An 18,442-nucleotide genomic window follows, 5' to 3' on the forward strand; every position below is an offset into this window, starting at 1 on the left:
AAAAGACGATTCATTATACTGTTCAGTTTCTTATTTATGCTAACTTTATTAACAGGGTGCAATAAAGTAGAAATCGGGCCAGAAATTAAAGTGAAATCAATAATGGATGTTGCGCAATATAGTGGTATTAGTCCAGATGAATTAATAGAAAAATTAGGACAACCTCTTAGAAAAGATGAATGGGTGTACTACAATTCTAAAGGGGAGAAACATTTGGCAACTTCTTATAACTATGAAGTTGAATCTTATCCACTTGAGTTAATCATTATTGAAAATGCCGTTGTTAAAATGAATATTCTTACTTTAGAAAATGAGGGTAATGAATTTTTTATTGATAGTAATAAAGATGTTATAGCATTGGCAGGAGTTATCCCTAGTGACCATATGATAACGATGATTGAGAATTCCGTGATGCTAAGATACTCATCAATTAGCGATGCAGTAAGCGAAATCTGGGCTACTCTTGAAGGAAAACAAGTACGTTTTATAAGAGTTACGTATAACTCAACCTACATTAACTAGAAAATGTACTGATCAAATATGAATATAGAAGGATGTCTTTTTCTTTTCAACTACCTACATGGTAATATGAAGGGAGATGACGTTTTTTTATTGCGTAGAGGAGTGGAAAAGTTTTGAGCAAAAACAAAGTTTTATTACTAGATGGAAATAGCTTAGCGTATCGGGCATTTTTCGCGCTCCCATTACTTACAAATGAACATGGGATACATACAAATTCGGTTTACGGTTTTACCATGATGTTACAAAAAATATTAGACGAAGAGAAACCAACACATATGCTTGTTGCATTTGATGCTGGGAAAACGACATTCCGGCACTCGACATTTGGCGAGTATAAGGGAGGACGTCAGAAAACGCCTCCAGAGCTTTCCGAACAGTTTCCTTATTTACGTAAGCTTCTTTCTGCTTATCAGATTCCTCAATACGAGCTAGCGATGTATGAGGCGGATGATATAATCGGAACGCTTAGTAAACAGGCTGAAGCAAAAGGCGAAGAAGTGATTATTGTCTCTGGGGATAAGGATTTAACTCAACTTTCTTCAGATACAACAACCGTTTACATTACTCGAAAAGGCATCACTGATATGGAGAAATACACACCCACTCATATCCAAGAGAAATATGGCATAACACCTAATCAAATTATTGATATGAAAGGTTTGATGGGTGATTCTTCAGATAATATTCCAGGTGTTCCTGGTGTAGGAGAAAAAACAGCACTTAAACTTTTAGTTGAACATCACTCAGTTGATGGTGTTTATGAAGCCATTGATCAGCTTAAAGGAAAACTTAAAGAGAAACTAGAAGCCAATGAAGAACAAGCAAAAATGAGTAAAGTACTGGCAACAATCGAAATAGAGGCTCCTATTACAATTGGTCTCGACGATTTATTGTATAAAGGACCAGACATGGACCAGGTTATTAAAATTTGGCAAGAGTTGGCCTTTAAGTCTTTACTCGAAAAAACAACATATGCTCAAGTCGAAGAAGCAAAGTCTGAAATTACATTTACTCAGTTGGCTGAAATAACGGAAGAGCATCTATCTGATGAAATGGCTGTTCATTTAGAACTATACGATGAACAATATCATACGGCAGATATGTTAGGTATTGCACTTGTGGATGACAAACATGCTTACTTTATTAAGGTTGAAGATGCATTTGCTTCTGAATCATTCCGTACGTGGTTAGCTGATGATAGTAAAAAGAAACGATTAGTTGATTCGAAAGCGTCTCTTGCAGCCTTTCGTCGTAATGATGTCTTTCTAGACGGAGTTGAATTCGATTTCGTCTTAGCTGCATATATTGTCAATCCAGCCATTACGTCTGACGATGTCGCTGTGTTGTCTCGGGAATTCGGTTACGGTGATGTATTCACTAATGAACAAGTGTATGGCAAAGGAGCAAAAAAATCGGTTCCTTCTGACACTGATCTTGGTGAACATATTGTAAGAAAAGCAATGGCTGTGTGGAATCTACGTACAATAATGGATAACAAATTAAAAGAAAATGAACAATATGAACTTTATCAAAATTTAGAATTACCTTTAGCGACCATTCTAGGAAAAATGGAATCAGATGGTGTTAAAGTGGATCGTCAAACACTCGTTGATATCGGAGAAGATTTAGCTGGAAAGTTAACGGAAATTGAACAAATAATATATAATGCTGCCGGTGAGAACTTTAACATTAATTCACCAAAACAATTAGGTGTGATTTTATTTGATAAGCTTGGTCTTCCTGCTCTGAAAAAAACGAAAACGGGTTATTCAACAGCCGCTGACGTGTTAGAAAAACTAGAGGGTAAACATGAAATAATCTCGCATATTCTGTTGTATCGTCAATTAGGAAAACTACAGTCTACGTATATTGAAGGTCTATTAAAAGAAATCCATAAAGATGATGGGAAGATTCATACGAGATACCAACAGGCTCTCACACAAACAGGACGTTTGAGTTCTACGAATCCAAATTTACAAAACATACCGGTGAGATTAGAAGAAGGACGAAAAATTCGTAAAGCATTTGTCCCATCACAGCCGGGCTGGATTTTATTCGCAGCGGATTATTCTCAAATTGAATTGCGTGTCTTAGCACATATGTCCGATGATGAAGAGTTAATAGAGGCTTTTCAAAATGACTTAGATATTCATACAAAAACGGCGATGGACGTCTTCCATGTGGAAGCAGAAGCTGTAACGTCAGATATGCGTCGTGCAGCTAAAGCAGTAAACTTCGGAATTGTATACGGTATTAGTGATTACGGACTGTCTCAAAACCTATCAATTACACGCAAAGAAGCGGCTGAATTTATTGATCGATATTTAAAAAGTTTCCCAGGTGTTAAAGATTACATGGATGATATCGTTCAAGATGCAAAACTAAAAGGCTTTGTTACAACTATTTTAAACAGACGAAGATATTTGCCGGATATAACTAGTTCAAACTTTAACTTACGTGGATTTGCAGAACGCACTGCGATGAATACCCCGATTCAAGGAAGTGCAGCAGATATTATTAAAAAGGCAATGATTGATATGGCTGCTCGCTTAAAGAAAGATAAGTTACAAGCAAAAATGCTTCTTCAAGTTCATGATGAATTAATTTTTGAAGCACCTCCAGAAGAAATAGCGATATTAGAAAAAATTGTACCTGAAGTGATGGAACATGCGATTGAGCTGAAAGTGCCTCTTAAAGTGGATTATGCGTATGGTTCAACTTGGTATGAAACGAAGTAAGGGGGCAAAAAAATGCCTGAATTACCTGAGGTAGAGGGAGTCGTAAACTCCCTTAAACCTGTGGCTACTGGAAAGACTATTGAAAGAGTAACTATTTCACCGGTCTTAGAAGTGTCCCGCAAGGCAGGGAAGCAAGCTATCATCAAAGTAACCGAGCTTGCTGATTTCCAACAAAGACTAGCAGATGCAAAAATCATTCGGATAGTTAGAAGATCAAAGTATATTTATTTTCATTTAGAGAAAAACCAACAAAGTATATTATTAGTGACTCACTTAGGCATGACTGGTGCGTGGTTCTATGTTCATGAAACGCATGAAATATCAGAAGAGAAGTTCAGAAAACACATCCATGTGATCTTCCACTTAGACGACGATATGTTGTTGGTGTATACGGATATTCGAAGGTTTGGGGAAATGCGTTTGCTTGAATCAGAAGCCCAATTTCCACCATTATTACAAATGGCTCCTGAACCTTTTGATGACTCGGCATTAGGCTATTTTCTGGAAATGTCCAAGCTTCCTAAATATCAACATAAGTCCATAAAAGAAACGATTATGGATGGGCAAGTCATATCTGGTTGTGGCAATATATACGCAACAGAAGCATTATATAGCATGCATATTCACCCAGCGAGAAAGGTAAATCGTATTAGTCAAAAAAGACTGATTGCACTTTTTCAAACGATAGTCGCAGTGTTAAATGAAAGCATTTTAGCTGGTGGCAGTTCTATTTCAGATTATCGAAACATCAATGGAGAAGCGGGAGGCATGCAAGACCGTTTGCAAATGTATGGCAAGAAACAATGCCCAAATTGCATAAACGCTACAAAACAACTTGTACTTGGAGGGCGGAACTCTTGGTATTGTCCTTCATGTCAAAGGTAAAAGGATGATCAATGGATGATTATTGGATTAACTGGAAGTATTGCGAGTGGGAAAAGTACAATTTCAGCTATGTTAAAAGAAAAAGGATTTCCAATCATCGATGCAGACTTGGTTGCACGACAAGTTGTAGAGCCGGGAACAGCTAACTTACAAGAAATTGAACGTGTATTTGGACATGTGGTGATGAATGAGGACGGCACATTAAATAGGGATTCACTAGGTCAACTTATTTTTCATGATCCTGCAAAAAGGAAACAATTGAACGATTTAATGCACCCGGCGATACGTAATGAAATGTTACGCATGCGAGATAAACTGTTTGAGCAGGGTCAAAAAACTATAATTATGGATATTCCTCTTTTATTTGAAAGTCGCCTTCAACATTTTGTTGATAAAATACTCGTGGTTTCAGTTACTGAAGAGATGCAATTGCATCGTTTAATGAAAAGGAATTCTTTATCAAAAGAAGAAGCAGAAACACGAATACAGTCACAATTACCAATTTCCGAAAAAGAAAAAGGTGCTGATGCAGTCATTTATAATAATGGATCAATTGACCAGTCTAAAGTTCAATTAGAGAGTATATTAGTTGAGTGGGACATTTAATGTCCCGATTTCTGAAAAATAGAACATTTCTACATAGCGAATTTACTGTATTACTTGATGTGAATTATGTTATACTATTTCGTGGATAAAGATGAACAGTATAACATATTTGTAGGAGGATTTTCATGCAAGCTTCTATAGCAATTAATGGATTTGGACGTATAGGTCGTATGGTTTTTCGTCAAGCAATTGTTCAAGATGATTTAAAAGTGGTAGCAATTAATGCTAGTTATCCAGCAGAAACATTAGCACATTTGATTAAGTATGACACAAATCACGGAACGTTTTCTGGTGAAATTGTTATCGAAGAACATGCTTTAATCATAAATGGGAAACGGGTTCAATTATTGAATGATCGTGACCCATTAAATTTACCTTGGAAAGAAATGGGCATCGATATTGTCATTGAAGCAACTGGTAAATTTAATGAGCGTGAAAGAGCTGCATTACATTTAAAAGCTGGTGCCAAAAAAGTTATTTTAACAGCACCTGGTAAAAATGAAGACATAACGATTGTTATGGGTGTAAATGATGATAAATTAAATATTAATGAACATGATATTATTTCCAATGCAAGTTGTACAACGAATTGTTTAGCACCAGTAGCTAAATTATTAAATGATAGATTTGGTATTGATAATGGTTTATTGACGACTGTTCATGCATATACCAGTGATCAAAATAACCTAGACAATCCACATAAAGATTTACGCCGTGGACGTGCTTGTGCACAGTCAATCGTTCCTACGACCACAGGAGCAGCGAAAGCAATAGCATTAGTGTTACCTGAATTAAAAGGCAAGCTTCACGGGTTGTCACTGCGTGTACCAACACCTAATGTTTCATTAATTGATCTTGTAGTGGACTTACAAACTGACGTAACAGTCGAAGAATTAAATGCTGCATTTATTGAAGCTTCTGAAGGTGCCATGAAGGGCGTCCTTGGTTTCACAATAGAACCACTTGTTTCGATTGATTTCAATTCAAATCCACACTCAGCAATTATTGACGGATTATCGACAATGGTAATGGGGAAACGCAAAGTAAAAGTTCTTGCTTGGTATGATAATGAATGGGGTTATTCAGCTCGTGTAGTCGATTTAACCAAAAAAGTTGGACTTGCTTTAAAAGTTTATCAAACGTAAAAAAAATTCCTTCCTGCTCCTTATATAGAGCAGAAAGGAATTTTTTTTTTAATCACTTGCATTGTCGATAAATACATCATATAATGTAAATCGTGTACTTTAATTGTACACACTGACTACTTAAAGGGTTAGGACCTCTTTGGACTAACTTTCCCCCGTGGTAGTCGACTTTAAGAATTCTTCAAATTTCTTAAATTCTATATAAGGGGGAAACGAACCATGCAAACGATGGAAACAATGGGACGTCATGTTATTGCAGAACTTTGGGAATGCGAATTTGATAAACTAAACGATGTTAATTTTATTGAACGGACATTTGTAGATGCAGCACTTAAAGCAGGAGCAGAAGTACGTGAAGTAGTATTTCACAAATTTGCACCACAAGGTGTAAGTGGAGTAGTGATTATTTCAGAATCACACTTAACGATTCATAGCTTTCCAGAACACGGTTATGCAAGTATTGATGTATATACTTGTGGCGATTTAGATCCGACAATTGCTGCTAAATATATTGCTGATGCACTTGGATCACAAACTAGTGAAATGACTGAAATTCCACGCGGTATGGGTCCTGTTACAGTGGGTAAAGCTCGCGTAACAGCACATGCATAATTACTAGACTCTAAAATGAGTAAGCAGAGGAAGAAATTCCTCTGCTTTTTCGATTTTTATGAAGTTTTTTTGATATACTAAGAATATAAAACGAATGACTAAATTCAGGAGATAATAATATGAGATGTCCAGCTTGTCAATATAACGGAACGCGCGTCGTGGATTCAAGACCGGTTGACGATAGTAAAGCAATACGAAGAAGAAGAGAATGTGAAGAATGTGGGTTTCGCTTTACTACATTTGAAAAGGTAGAAGAAATGCCATTAATTGTTGTAAAAAAAGATGGTTCACGCGAAGAGTTTAGCCGTGAAAAAGTATTGAGAGGTCTTATTCGGGCATGTGAAAAACGTCCTGTTTCACTCGATGCTCTTGAAGAAGTCGTATTTTCAATTGAAAAAGACCTACGTCGTATAGGAAATTCAGAAGTGAAATCTGAAGATGTTGGCGAAATGGTCATGGACCGATTAGCAATGATTGATGAAGTTGCGTATGTACGTTTCGCTTCGGTATATCGTCAGTTTAAAGATATTAACGTGTTTATTGATGAATTAAAAGAATTATTAAAGAAAAATCCACAAGACAAACAGTAAGGAACAGGAGGGCGATGTTGCATGCAACTTTTATTCAAAGAACTTCAACCAGTAGATAGCTTCATCATCCAAATGCCTCATCCACTTGCTGACACAGATCGCCAACTTGTGACCATGTTGTATAAACCAATTATAGGCTCCGATGCTATGAGCCTATACTGCACTTTATGGGCAGAATCAGACAGTCAAATAACTGAACAATTATCACATTATTATTTAATGGATGTTTTAAATATGTCCCTAAAGAAAATATTTGATGCACGCGTTGCTCTGGAAGCCATTGGCTTGATGAAAACGTGGAAAAAAGATGATTTAGATAAGCGCATGTTTATTTACGAAGTAGTAGCCCCACTTGATGCTGCCTCGTTCTTTAGTGAACCGATCTTAGCCACGTCACTATACAGTGTCATCCATGAAAAAGCATATCTTAGGGTAAGAGAACGATTTATGAAAAAGCAAGCTTTACAAGGGGGTTACGAAAACGTCTCGAGAGATTTACAAGACGTCTTTAAGAGTAACCATGACTACACTAAACTCGGGCATATCTTTGATCCTGTTCAACTGAATCAAGCAAGCCGGCCAGAAAAATTCCCTTTTTATTCAATGGATTTTGATTTTGATTTATTAAAGTCGGGTTTATCTGAAGTTATGATCCCTTCTAATGTTCTAACATTACCTGTAAAAGAAATGATTGCAAAAATGGCTTTTTTATATTCGCTAAATGCAATTGATATGCAAAAGGTACTAATGATGGCCATTGATGATCAAAATCGTATTACAGAAGAACGCTTGAAAAAAACAGCTGCTGATTATTACAAACTATCTATTTCTTCTAAACCACCTCGACTTACACAAAAATTAAAACAACAGAATGAAGTGGATACTACAGAAATAAAACTGTCTAAAGATCAATCTTTGATTAAGTATTTAGAAGAAACCCCACCATTAGAAGTTTTGAGAGAAATTTCAAAAGGTAAGGAACCACTGCCGGTGGAAGTCGAATTAGCGAATGAACTTATCTTTATATATGGTTTTCCGCCAGCTGTAATAAATGTATTATTACAATTTGTTTTGATCCGCGCGAAAATGAAATTAAATAAGAATTATGTACACAAAATTGCAGCGCATTGGCAGCGCGAAAATATTCAAACTGCCGAGCAAGCTATAGAAATATCAAGAAAAGAACATGATCAATATGTTGATTGGCAAAATACAGAAAAAACAGCAAAGACTACATCTTATAAACGCAAAAATACACAACGAGATGAGAAAGTACCTGATTGGTTTTATAAAGCAAAAGAAACACGCTCATCCAGACAAACGGTTGAGAATGAGGTAACTGAAGATTGGGAAGAAAAAAAACAACAGTTGCTTAAAAAACTCGGCGTAACAGAGGGGCAGGCCAAAACTAATGGAACCAATAAGTGAGACATTAAAACGTGTCGTAAATGCACCAGCATTTTCAGAGCGATATGAAAAAATGAAAATAGAAATTCTTGAAAACAGAGGAGTTCAAGAATTTCTAGCAGCAAATCCAGAAGTCGTAAATAAAAGCATGGTTGATCGTGGTCTAGGAAAACTTTATGAGTATACTTCTCAAAATCATGACTGCAATAACTGTGAAAACGTGGCAAACTGTCATAACATGATGAAAGGTTATGTGCCAAAACTAACGATTAATCGTGGATTGATTGAATTGGATTATTCGAGATGTCTGCAAAAGACCATTGAGGATGAACGTCGTGAAGTGTCTGCGATGATTTCTAGTATGCATATGCCAAAAGACGTGATGGAAGCAAGACTTTCAACGGTTATTTATGATCACAACACACGTGTAAATCTAGGGAATTACGCTAGTGCTTTTATGGAAGAAGTAAAAGCTACTGGGAAAGTACCTTCAAAAGGTTTTTATATTTACGGAGAGTTTGGCGTTGGGAAATCCTATGTATTAGGTGCTATGGCGAATGAACTTGCAGAACAAAGAATCAAAACAGTTCTCGTATATGTTCCGGAATTTCTACGCGAGATGAAACATGCAATTCAAGATCAGTCTCTTCAAGAAAAAGTTGATTATGTGAAAAAAGCGCCTGTTCTCATGCTAGATGATCTAGGTGCGGAATCTTTATCGAGTTGGACACGAGATGAAATCCTAGGAACGGTTTTACATTACAGAATGGCTGAAAATTTGCCGACTTTTATCACTTCTAACTTCAGTTACGAAGGGTTAGAAGACCACTTAACCCTAACGGGAAAAGGGGAACTGGAGCTTGTAAAAGCTGCAAGAATTATGGAGAGAATTCGTACGACCACCATCCCAATAAAATTAAGTGGGAAAAATAGAAGAGACGGATAAAGTTAAAAGAGTGGAGAAATCCACACTTTTAACTTTTTTGAATAATTAGGAAATATTAAATTTGGCGATATGTTATTGACAATTTCTTTATCACATTTATAATTGAGATTGAGAATCGTTTTCAATAGGGGTTCATCATAATTTTTGGGGAGAGACATTCAATGAAAAAAGTACTATACTTATTTTTGACGTTCGCATTGCTAGTCTTAACAGCTTGTGGCAACGATACAACATCTAAAAGCACAACGAACGATACAAAAGAAACCACTGAAAGCAAAGAAGTAAATCTATATACAGCACGTCATTATGAAGTAGACGATCAGCTTTATGCAAAATTTGAAGAAGAGACAGGGATTAAAGTTAACCTTATTAAAGGTGATGCTGACGAATTACTTGAACGAATTAAACGTGAAGGAGACGCAACACCAGCAGATTTATTCCTAACTGCTGATGCTGGACGTTTATACCGTGCAAAAGAGGATGGTCTATTACAAGCTGTTTCAAGTGATTTATTAGATCAGCAAATTCCTGCTAACTACCAAGACAAAGACCAAATGTGGTATGGTTTAACTAAGCGTGCTCGTGTTTTGATATATAACAAAGAAACTGTAAAACCTGAAGACTTATCGACATATGAAGCATTGACAGAAGAGCAGTGGAAAAGCCGTGTCTTGATTCGTAGCTCTGAAAATATCTATAATCAATCTTTGGTAGCATCTTTTATTGAAATTAATGGCGAAGAAAAAACGAAAGAATGGGCTAGAGGACTTGTAGCAAACTTTGCGCAAACACCTCAAGGTGGCGACCGCGATCAAGCAAAAGCAATAGCAGCTGGTATTGGTGATGTAGCTATCATGAATTCTTATTACTTTGGTCAAATGTTGAATTCTATGGAACCAGAAGAAGTTAAAGTAGCAGAAGGGTTAGGCTTATTCTTCCCTAACCAAGAAACAACAGGTACACATGTAAATGTAAGTGGAGCTGGTGTCGTGAAAACATCTAAAAACAAAGACAATGCAATTAAACTTCTTGAGTTCTTATCAGCTCCTGAAGCACAAAGTACATTTGCAGAAGCAAACTATGAATACCCAGTTAACGAATCAGTAGAACCTTCTGAATTGCTTAAAACATGGGGCGAATTTAAAGAACAAGATATTTCATTATCTGTTCTTGGCGATAACAATTCAAAATCAATTTTAATTTTTAACGAAGTTGGTTGGAAATAATCAAATAAAATGCCCTTGTTACGACTATTCGTAACAAGGGATTTCTTGCGATTGGATAAGAGGTGTTGAGACGTGCAAAGAAAACTAGCGAATGTAAATATGTGGACGGTATCAGCAGCAATCATTATGATTCTATTATTTTTGCCAAACTTAACGATTGTAAAGGGAATTTTTACACCATCCAATGAAAACTGGGCACATATGAAAGAATTTGTTATGGGATCTTTTATAAAAACGTCTTTTATCCTCATCAGTGCAACAGCTATTTTGACTATTGTTATCGGCTTAAGCTTAGCTTGGATCATTGTACAATATGATTTTCCTTTGCGACGATTTTTAAAGTGGACGCTTATATTGCCACTATCAATTCCTCCTTTTATTGGTGCATATACGTATCATGGGATTGTCAACTACACAGGTGTTGTTCAAACAACACTTCGTGACCAATTTGGCATGAGTCTAAATCAATCATACTTTGATATTATGAATTTGCCTGGTGCAATTTTTATTTATACGATGTTTTTATATCCGTATGTGTATACGATTACACGAATTTTCTTATCTCAGCAATCCGCTTCTCTAATAGAAAGTGCTCGAATGTTAGGGAAAGGTTCTTGGCGTACTTTCTTCCAAGTTGTAGTACCGATTTCCAGAGTTTCCGTCATTGGTGGAGCAAGTTTAGTTGTTCTGGAAGTGTTAAATGACTATGGTGTTGTAAAATACTTTGGCATTCAGACGTTTACAACGGCGATTTTTCAATCTTGGTTTGGTTTGGGCGATATTGAAACGTCAATTAAACTTGCTGCATCACTTATGGGGTTTGTAATTATAATCTTAATGATCGAAAAACTATTACGAGGTAGACGTCAATACAGTTACTCAACGACCAAAGTGCGACCCTTACAACTCATTCAGTTGAAAGGTTTGAAAGCATTTTTAGCTACTAGTTATGGATTAATTATTTTAAGCTTAGGCTTCTTTATTCCAATAGCTCAGCTTATTGATTGGACAATCTTAACGTTTGGTACAATTCCAATGAGTGAATTCATGTCTTATGTGAAAAATTCAGTATTAGTTGCTGGAATAACCGCAACAGTTATTATTATTTTTGCATTAATTGTTGGGAATTTCAGTCGCTTAGTACATGGGAAAGTAGCGAATTTGTTGCCTAAATTATCTATTCTCGGTTATTCTATACCAGGAGCGGTCATTGCTGTTGCTGTTGTCACAGCATTTATCGGACTTGATCGTTTTTTAGCACCTTTGTATCAACTGATGGGTATTAATAAAACACTTGTACTAAGCGTAAGTTTAATTATGTTAATTTCTGCATATATTATTCGATTTTTCGCGATTGGTTATAATTCCATCGAATCTGGATATGATAAAATTGGAACAGATTTTAGAGACGCCTCCAGACTTCTCGGTGTCGGTCTAACAAAAACATTTTTCAAAGTTGATTTACCCATGCTAAAAGGAGCCATTATTAGCGGCTTTCTATTAATTTTTATTGATATCTTGAAAGAAATTCCGTTAACGTTAATTTTACGTCCATTTAATTTCGATACGCTTTCAACGAAAGCATTTCAATATGCAAGTGATGAAAAAATTATGGAAGCTTCGCAAGCTTCGTTATTAATTGTTGGAATAAGTGCCCTTGCTATTTATATTTTCTATAAGTTTCTAGAAAAGGAGCGTGATTGATATGTTTATTTCCATTAAAAATGTTTGTTTCTCATATCCAAATACAGAATCTGTAGCACTTGATCAGTTTTCAATGAATATTGAAAAAGGTGAAGTGATTTCAATATTAGGTAGAAGTGGTAGTGGAAAAAGCACTATTTTGCGTATCCTTGCTGGACTTGAAAAGTCAACAAACGGATCTTTAACAATACAGGATGAAATAGTTTTTGATGACAATACATTTTTACAACCAGAAAAACGAGGAATTGGTATGGTCTTTCAAGATTATGCATTATTTCCTCATATGACCGTTGGTGAAAATATTCTATTTGGTTTATTTCAATTGAAAAAAGTACAAAAGAAAAAGCGACTTAAAGAAGTTTTGGAATTAGTTGAACTTGAAGATTATGAAAAACGCTATCCACATCAATTGAGTGGTGGTCAACAACAACGTGTTGCGATTGCAAGAGCAATTGCGCCGAACCCACACTTAATTTTGCTAGATGAACCATTTAGTAATTTAGATGCAGAGCTACAGGTGAAAATTCGAAAAGATTTACGTGAGATTTTGAAAAAAGCAAACATCACATCTATCTTTGTCACACATGATGAAAACGATGCACATGCACTTGCAGACCGTATAGTTAAATTGAAAGACGGATGCATTGATCTAATTGGCAGTCCATGTGACTTACTTGGGACCACACCTTACCCCGCCTTAGATTTGGATCCCCTAATTGAAAAACGAGAATTAGTAACCAATTAATTAGTAATTAGTGTTGCATTTAAATTACTGCAAGAGTAAGATATCAACATATGAATAATGAAATGCCAAGAAGAGGACAACAATGATCTGTACGACTTTTTAGAGAGAGAAGCCATGGCTGAAAGCTTCTTAAGTACGATAGTCATTTACCACCTCGGAGCAGCAACAGTGAACAATCTTAGTAACTGTTGACGGTTACGGCCCGTTAGCCGGCTCAAAGCTTCATCTTTTTAGTCATGTGACTATCGAGAAGGAAGAAGGGTGGAACCACGAACTCAAACCTCGTCCCTTTCATAGGACGGGGTTTTTTCTGTTCAATTTTTTAAGAAATAATAGTAATGAGAATTCAAAATGGAGCATAAAATCGTGATTTTATCGGTCTTTTTTGAACTACATCTAAAAAGGAGTGTTCAACATGTCAGAAACAATTAAACTCAAGTTTCCAGATGGTGCTGTAAAGGAGTTCCCAAAAGGCACAACAACAGAAGACGTGGCAGCGTCAATCAGTCCTGGACTACGTAAAAAAGCATTAGCAGGTAAATTAGATAATCAACTTATGGACTTAAAGGCACCACTTGAGCATGATGGAGAGATTGCAATTGTCACTGCTGGATCAGACGAAGCATTAGAAGTGTTACGTCACAGCACGGCTCATTTACTAGCTCAAGCTGTAAAACGTATTTACAAAGATGTGAAATTAGGTGTAGGTCCCGTTATTGAAAATGGATTTTACTATGATATTGATTGTCCAGAACCGATTACAAAAGAAGAATTAATAATAATCGAAAAAGAAATGAAAAAAATCATCAAAGAAAACATTGAAATTGTACGTCATAATGTGTCTCGTTCTGAAGCATTTGATAAATTTAAAGATGATGAATATAAAGTTGAATTATTAGAAGCTATTGCTAAAGATGATCAAGTATCAATCTATGAACAGGGTGATTTCTTCGACCTTTGCCGAGGAGTACATGTACCTTCAACTGGTAAACTAAAAGAATTTAAATTATTGAGTGTAGCGGGTGCATACTGGCGTGGAAACAGCGACAATAAAATGTTGCAACGTATATATGGAACTGCTTTCTTTACAAAAGAAGAGCTTTCAGCACATTTAGTTATGCTTGAAGAAGCGAAAGAGCGCGATCATCGTAAAATCGGGAAAGAATTAAATTTGTTTATGAATTCACAAAAAGTTGGTCAAGGTTTGCCAATGTGGTTACCAAAAGGCGCTACAATTCGTCGTATTATCGAAAGGTACATCGTAGATAAAGAAGTGAAGCTTGGGTACGACCACGTATATACACCTGTTATGGGAAGCGTCGAACTATATAAAACAAGTGGACACTGGGACCACTATCAAGAAAATATGTTCCCTGTAATGAGCATGGATAATGAAGAGTTAGTGCTACGTCCTATGAACTGTCCACATCATATGATGATTTTCAAAAACGGCATTCATTCGTATCGAAACCTTCCAATGCGTATTGCTGAGCTTGGTACAATGCACCGTTATGAAATGTCAGGAGCCCTTACTGGACTTCAACGTGTTCGTGGTATGACGTTAAACGATGCGCATATTTTTGTTCGTCCAGACCAAATTAAAGACGAATTTAAACGTGTAGTTCAATTAATCATTGATGTATATAAAGACTTTGACTTAAATGATTATTCATTCCGAGTGTCATATCGTGATCCTGAAGATAAAGAAAAGTACTATGATGACGATGATATGTGGCATAAAGCTCAGTCAATGTTAAAAGAAGCGATGGATGAACTTGGCTTAGATTATTTCGAGGCTGATGGGGAAGCTGCTTTTTATGGTCCTAAATTAGACGTAATGGTGAAAACGGCATTAGGCAAGGAAGAAACTTTATCAACTGTTCAACTAGACTTCCTATTGCCCGAGCGATTTGATCTGTCATACATCGGTGAAGATGGAAAACAACATCGTCCAGTTGTTATCCACAGGGGAGTCGTTTCAACAATGGAACGTTTTGTAGCCTTCTTAATTGAAGAATACAAAGGCGCGTTCCCAACTTGGTTGGCACCTGTTCAAGTACAAGTAATTCCTGTATCAAATGAAGCACACTTTGACTATGCAAAAGGCGTCATTGAAAAATTACAAGCAGCAGGGCTTCGCATCGACATGGACGATCGAGAAGAAAAGTTAGGGTATAAAATTCGTGAAGCGCAAATGCAAAAGATTCCTTATATGCTGGTACTTGGAGACAAAGAGATGGAAAGTGGTTTTGTAAATGTTCGTAAATACGGACAGCAAAATTCAGAAAGTATCTCTTTTGATGAGTTCCTTTCTCGTATTCAAAAAGAAATTAGCAATTAGTGGTTGACAGTTTTAATTTGGAATGGTAATCTTATAAAGGTTATTGAATACAAAAGTTTGTGGTATAAGAAGAGGCTGCCCGCTTCTCACCTGATTGACACTATTAGTTGTTGACAGGTCGGCACACGATTAAACGTAACGTACAGTGTTGTACTTGCATATATCGGCGGGCGGACATCTTACATGTCCGCCCGTTTTTTTATTGGTCCGGAACGGCGTAACTTACTCAGGTATTTACCTAACTGAGAGATATGCCCAAACCATGTATTCGCGACACTACCTGGAGGTGGATTACTATTAGCAAAGACATGTATGTAAACGATGGCATTCGCGCACGTGAACTTCGAATTATCGACCAAAACGGAGATCAATTAGGAGTGAAAACGCGCAACGAAGCGCTTGAAATTGCCGCTAACGTTAATTTGGATCTTGTCCTTGTGGCCCCTCAAGCCAAGCCACCAGTCGCTCGTATTATGGACTATGGTAAATTCAAGTTTGAGAATCAAAAGAAAGATCGTGAAACTCGTAAAAATCAAAAGATTATCATATTGAAAGAGGTTCGTTTGAGCCCAACAATTGATGAGCATGATTTCCAAACGAAATTACGAAATGCAGTTAAATTCCTTGAAAAAGGTGACAAAGTCAAAGCTTCTATTCGCTTTAAAGGTCGTGCGATTACGCACAAAGAAATTGGCCAACGAGTATTAGATCGTTTTGCAGAAGCTTGTGCTGAAGTATCGACGGTTGAGCAAAAACCGAAGATGGATGGCCGTAGCATGTTCTTGGTTCTTCAACCTAAGAACGAAAAAAAATAAGATCGACGAACAGTTTAGGAGGAATTCCACATGCCGAAAATGAAAACTCACCGTGGCGCTGCTAAGCGTTTTAAAAAGACTGGTTCTGGAAAATTAAAACGTGCAAGTGCTTACCGCAGTCACTTATTTGCAAACAAGTCTACTAAAGCTAAACGTAAGTTGCGTAAAGGCGGATTTGTTTCTTCAGGAGATTACAAACGTATCAAATCACTTATCGCTTACATGAAATAATATATGAAATTTAATCAGCAGGAGGTAATGTTATGCCACGCGTAAAAGGCGGAACAGTGACGCGCCAGCGTCGTAAAAAAGTTATAAAATTAGCAAAAGGTTATTATGGTGCTAAAAGTTTATTATATAAAGTAGCAAACCAAGCAGTTATGAAATCAGGTATGTATGCATACCGTGACCGTCGTCAAAACAAACGTGACTTCCGTAGATTATGGATTACACGTATCAATGCCGCGGCTCGTTTGAACGGTCTTTCTTACAGCCGTTTAATGCACGGTTTGAAATTAGCTGGAATCGAAGTTAACCGTAAAATGCTAGCAGAATTAGCTGTTACAGATGCGGCTTCATTCACGCAATTAACAGACGCTGCAAAAAAAGCAATGAACAAGTAAATTCTAATACTTAAAAGACTGATGGATTTTCCATCAGTCTTTTTTTAGATAAACAAGTATAAGTTTTTGCGAGCAGCCCTCCTCACTCGGAGCAGCTATGTATAGTTCTATGCGATGGTGCTTTACACTTTTCTTTACATTCATTATTTTTCGTAGGAGGAATTTTATGATACATATCATTTTCAACGGCTTTATAATTATCATGTCAATTATTGCTTTTTTCACCATGGGCCATGACAAATCAGCAGCAAGAGCTAGTAAACGACGTGTTCCAGAACGCACTTTGTGGAAACTTGCTATATTTGGCGGAGGTTTGGGTGCATATTTAGGAATGATTATCTTTCGCCATAAAACGAAACATACGTCCTTTCGCATTGGCTTTATTTTACTAGCCATCGCTCAAGTTGCCTTGATGATTTGGGCAACTCCATTATTAAAAGAACTATAAAGTACATTTCAGTTTGATCTCTAATATAACAACCAAATACTGCAACAGAAAAAACCCGACATATTTACTTCTACGTCGGGTTTGCTGATCATTCAGGTTTCATTAAATCTTCAATGGGGTTTTTCCAGCTAATATCAGCATCTGGGTAGTTCATTAAAATTTCTTTTTCTAAAAACAAGAAATCATCACGAGTAAAGCCTTGTAAATTCATCGTATCTTTGGCCCAAACAAAAATAGAGACCACTTCAAATGCATTATCAGTCGTACCTAGGTATTTTTCTCCTTCAAATAATGCTCCCTTAAAGGAAATAAAGAAATTCTTCCGTACATTTTTAACATCATCATAAAAATAATACGAACCTTTCTCATAAGACTCATCCAGTTTTCTCTTTGGATCCATTAAGTAAACAATTCCACGATAAAATAAATAAATAATAAGAGAGATAATTAAAAATCGAATTAATACAATAATCATAAATAACCCCCTTTGGGCAGACGTGTTACTATGTATACGGATGAACAAATCCATTGGTTTCAAGATTCATCAAATTAATTATTTGGAGGCATTTGACATGCACTTACAACAACTTTTTAAAATGCAAAAATCTCTCGATACATATATTCAATCTGAAAAAAAAATTACAAATGATGTATTTTTGGAAAAAGGACTAGCACTGCTAGTTGAACTTGCAGAGCTAGCTAATGAAACAAGATGCTTTAAATTTTGGAGCGAAAAAGGACCTTCCGAAAAACATGTCATTTTAGAAGAATATGTAGATTCAATTCACTTTTTATTATCTCTTGGAATTGAAAAGAATTTGAATGACTTAGAAAACTGGCCAGTTCATCAACAACATAAGGATGAGTCATTAACCATGCTATTTATACATACACAGGACTCCATTAATCAATTTTTACAGATTTCTACGATAGACAATTATGAGAATGTATGGTCGTGGTATGGGGCAGTTGCATCAAAACTTGGATTTACGCATGAAGAAATCATACAAGCATATTTTGATAAAAATGAAAAAAATTATGAGCGCCAACGTTCAGGTTATTAACGAATATTTTGAAAATTGAACACGT

19 protein-coding genes and 2 other annotated features are annotated in these 18,442 nt (G+C 36.3%); of the genes, 18 read left to right on the forward strand and 1 reads right to left on the reverse strand.

Annotation, left to right across the window (positions count from 1 at the left end; translation table 11 throughout):
• The first annotated feature begins 36 nt into the window (after positions 1-36).
• From E2636_RS05925 to E2636_RS06005, 17 genes are all read left to right on the forward strand, one after another.
• Positions 37-522: a hypothetical protein gene (locus E2636_RS05925; RefSeq protein WP_243840733.1), complete on the forward strand. Its 486-nt coding sequence runs from the start codon at positions 37-39 to the stop codon at positions 520-522.
• A gap of 113 nt (positions 523-635) precedes the next feature.
• On the forward strand, positions 636-3,260 hold the full coding sequence (gene polA, locus E2636_RS05930; protein ID WP_134209381.1) for a DNA polymerase I: 2,625 nt from the start codon (positions 636-638) through the stop codon (positions 3,258-3,260).
• 12 nt (positions 3,261-3,272) lie between these two features.
• On the forward strand, positions 3,273-4,145 hold the full coding sequence (mutM, locus tag E2636_RS05935) for a bifunctional DNA-formamidopyrimidine glycosylase/DNA-(apurinic or apyrimidinic site) lyase (RefSeq protein ID WP_134209382.1): 873 nt from the start codon (positions 3,273-3,275) through the stop codon (positions 4,143-4,145).
• Positions 4,146-4,160: 15 nt separating this feature from the next.
• Positions 4,161-4,751, forward strand: coding sequence for a dephospho-CoA kinase (coaE, locus tag E2636_RS05940; RefSeq protein WP_134209383.1), 591 nt, complete (start codon positions 4,161-4,163; stop codon positions 4,749-4,751).
• A gap of 125 nt (positions 4,752-4,876) precedes the next feature.
• Entirely contained in the window at positions 4,877-5,896 is a 1,020-nt protein-coding gene (locus E2636_RS05945) for a glyceraldehyde-3-phosphate dehydrogenase (RefSeq protein ID WP_134209384.1), read from the forward strand.
• A gap of 228 nt (positions 5,897-6,124) precedes the next feature.
• On the forward strand, positions 6,125-6,508 hold the full coding sequence (speD, locus tag E2636_RS05950) for an adenosylmethionine decarboxylase (protein WP_134211760.1): 384 nt from the start codon (positions 6,125-6,127) through the stop codon (positions 6,506-6,508).
• A gap of 119 nt (positions 6,509-6,627) precedes the next feature.
• A complete protein-coding gene (gene nrdR, locus E2636_RS05955) occupies positions 6,628-7,098 on the forward strand; it encodes a transcriptional regulator NrdR (protein ID WP_017379897.1) in 471 nt (156 codons plus the stop codon).
• Between the two features lie 21 nt (positions 7,099-7,119).
• Positions 7,120-8,526, forward strand: a complete 1,407-nt coding sequence (locus tag E2636_RS05960) for a replication initiation and membrane attachment family protein (protein ID WP_134209385.1) — start codon at positions 7,120-7,122, stop codon at positions 8,524-8,526.
• Positions 8,510-9,451 (forward strand): primosomal protein DnaI, encoded by a 942-nt coding sequence (dnaI, locus tag E2636_RS05965; protein ID WP_134209386.1) that lies wholly within the window; start codon positions 8,510-8,512, stop codon positions 9,449-9,451. Before E2636_RS05960 ends, dnaI begins: the two co-directional genes overlap by 17 nt.
• A 161-nt stretch (positions 9,452-9,612) precedes the next feature.
• Complete coding sequence (locus E2636_RS05970; protein WP_134209387.1) at positions 9,613-10,677, forward strand: Fe(3+) ABC transporter substrate-binding protein; 1,065 nt, start codon at positions 9,613-9,615, stop codon at positions 10,675-10,677.
• A 72-nt stretch (positions 10,678-10,749) separates the two neighbouring features.
• Entirely contained in the window at positions 10,750-12,381 is a 1,632-nt protein-coding gene (locus E2636_RS05975; protein ID WP_134209388.1) for an ABC transporter permease, read from the forward strand.
• Position 12,382: 1 nt separating this feature from the next.
• Entirely contained in the window at positions 12,383-13,126 is a 744-nt protein-coding gene (locus tag E2636_RS05980) for an ABC transporter ATP-binding protein (RefSeq protein WP_134209389.1), read from the forward strand.
• Between the two features lie 58 nt (positions 13,127-13,184).
• Positions 13,185-13,419: a binding site (T-box leader), on the forward strand.
• Between the two features lie 122 nt (positions 13,420-13,541).
• Entirely contained in the window at positions 13,542-15,467 is a 1,926-nt protein-coding gene (thrS, locus tag E2636_RS05985; protein WP_134209390.1) for a threonine--tRNA ligase, read from the forward strand.
• A 60-nt stretch (positions 15,468-15,527) separates the two neighbouring features.
• Positions 15,528-15,672, forward strand: a sequence feature (ribosomal protein L20 leader region).
• A gap of 103 nt (positions 15,673-15,775) precedes the next feature.
• The gene (infC, locus tag E2636_RS05990) at positions 15,776-16,282 is read left to right on the forward strand and encodes a translation initiation factor IF-3 (protein WP_134211761.1); all 507 of its coding nucleotides are present in this window, start codon (positions 15,776-15,778) and stop codon (positions 16,280-16,282) included.
• 30 nt (positions 16,283-16,312) lie between these two features.
• On the forward strand, positions 16,313-16,513 hold the full coding sequence (rpmI, locus tag E2636_RS05995; protein ID WP_017379889.1) for a 50S ribosomal protein L35: 201 nt from the start codon (positions 16,313-16,315) through the stop codon (positions 16,511-16,513).
• Between the two features lie 32 nt (positions 16,514-16,545).
• On the forward strand, positions 16,546-16,905 hold the full coding sequence (gene rplT / locus E2636_RS06000; RefSeq protein WP_017379888.1) for a 50S ribosomal protein L20: 360 nt from the start codon (positions 16,546-16,548) through the stop codon (positions 16,903-16,905).
• Between the two features lie 166 nt (positions 16,906-17,071).
• Positions 17,072-17,353: a DUF1294 domain-containing protein gene (locus tag E2636_RS06005; RefSeq protein WP_134209391.1), complete on the forward strand. Its 282-nt coding sequence runs from the start codon at positions 17,072-17,074 to the stop codon at positions 17,351-17,353.
• Between the two features lie 88 nt (positions 17,354-17,441).
• Here the strand turns inward: E2636_RS06005 and E2636_RS06010 are convergent, their stop codons facing one another.
• Positions 17,442-17,828, reverse strand: coding sequence for a sigma-w pathway protein ysdB (locus E2636_RS06010; protein WP_208324173.1), 387 nt, complete (start codon positions 17,826-17,828; stop codon positions 17,442-17,444).
• 97 nt (positions 17,829-17,925) lie between these two features.
• Between E2636_RS06010 and E2636_RS06015 the strand changes: the two genes are divergently transcribed.
• Entirely contained in the window at positions 17,926-18,417 is a 492-nt protein-coding gene (locus E2636_RS06015) for a dUTP diphosphatase (RefSeq protein WP_134209392.1), read from the forward strand.
• Positions 18,418-18,442 lie beyond the last annotated feature (25 nt).

The organism is Paenisporosarcina antarctica (assembly GCF_004367585.1).
Lineage (GTDB): Bacteria > Bacillota > Bacilli > Bacillales_A > Planococcaceae > Paenisporosarcina > Paenisporosarcina antarctica.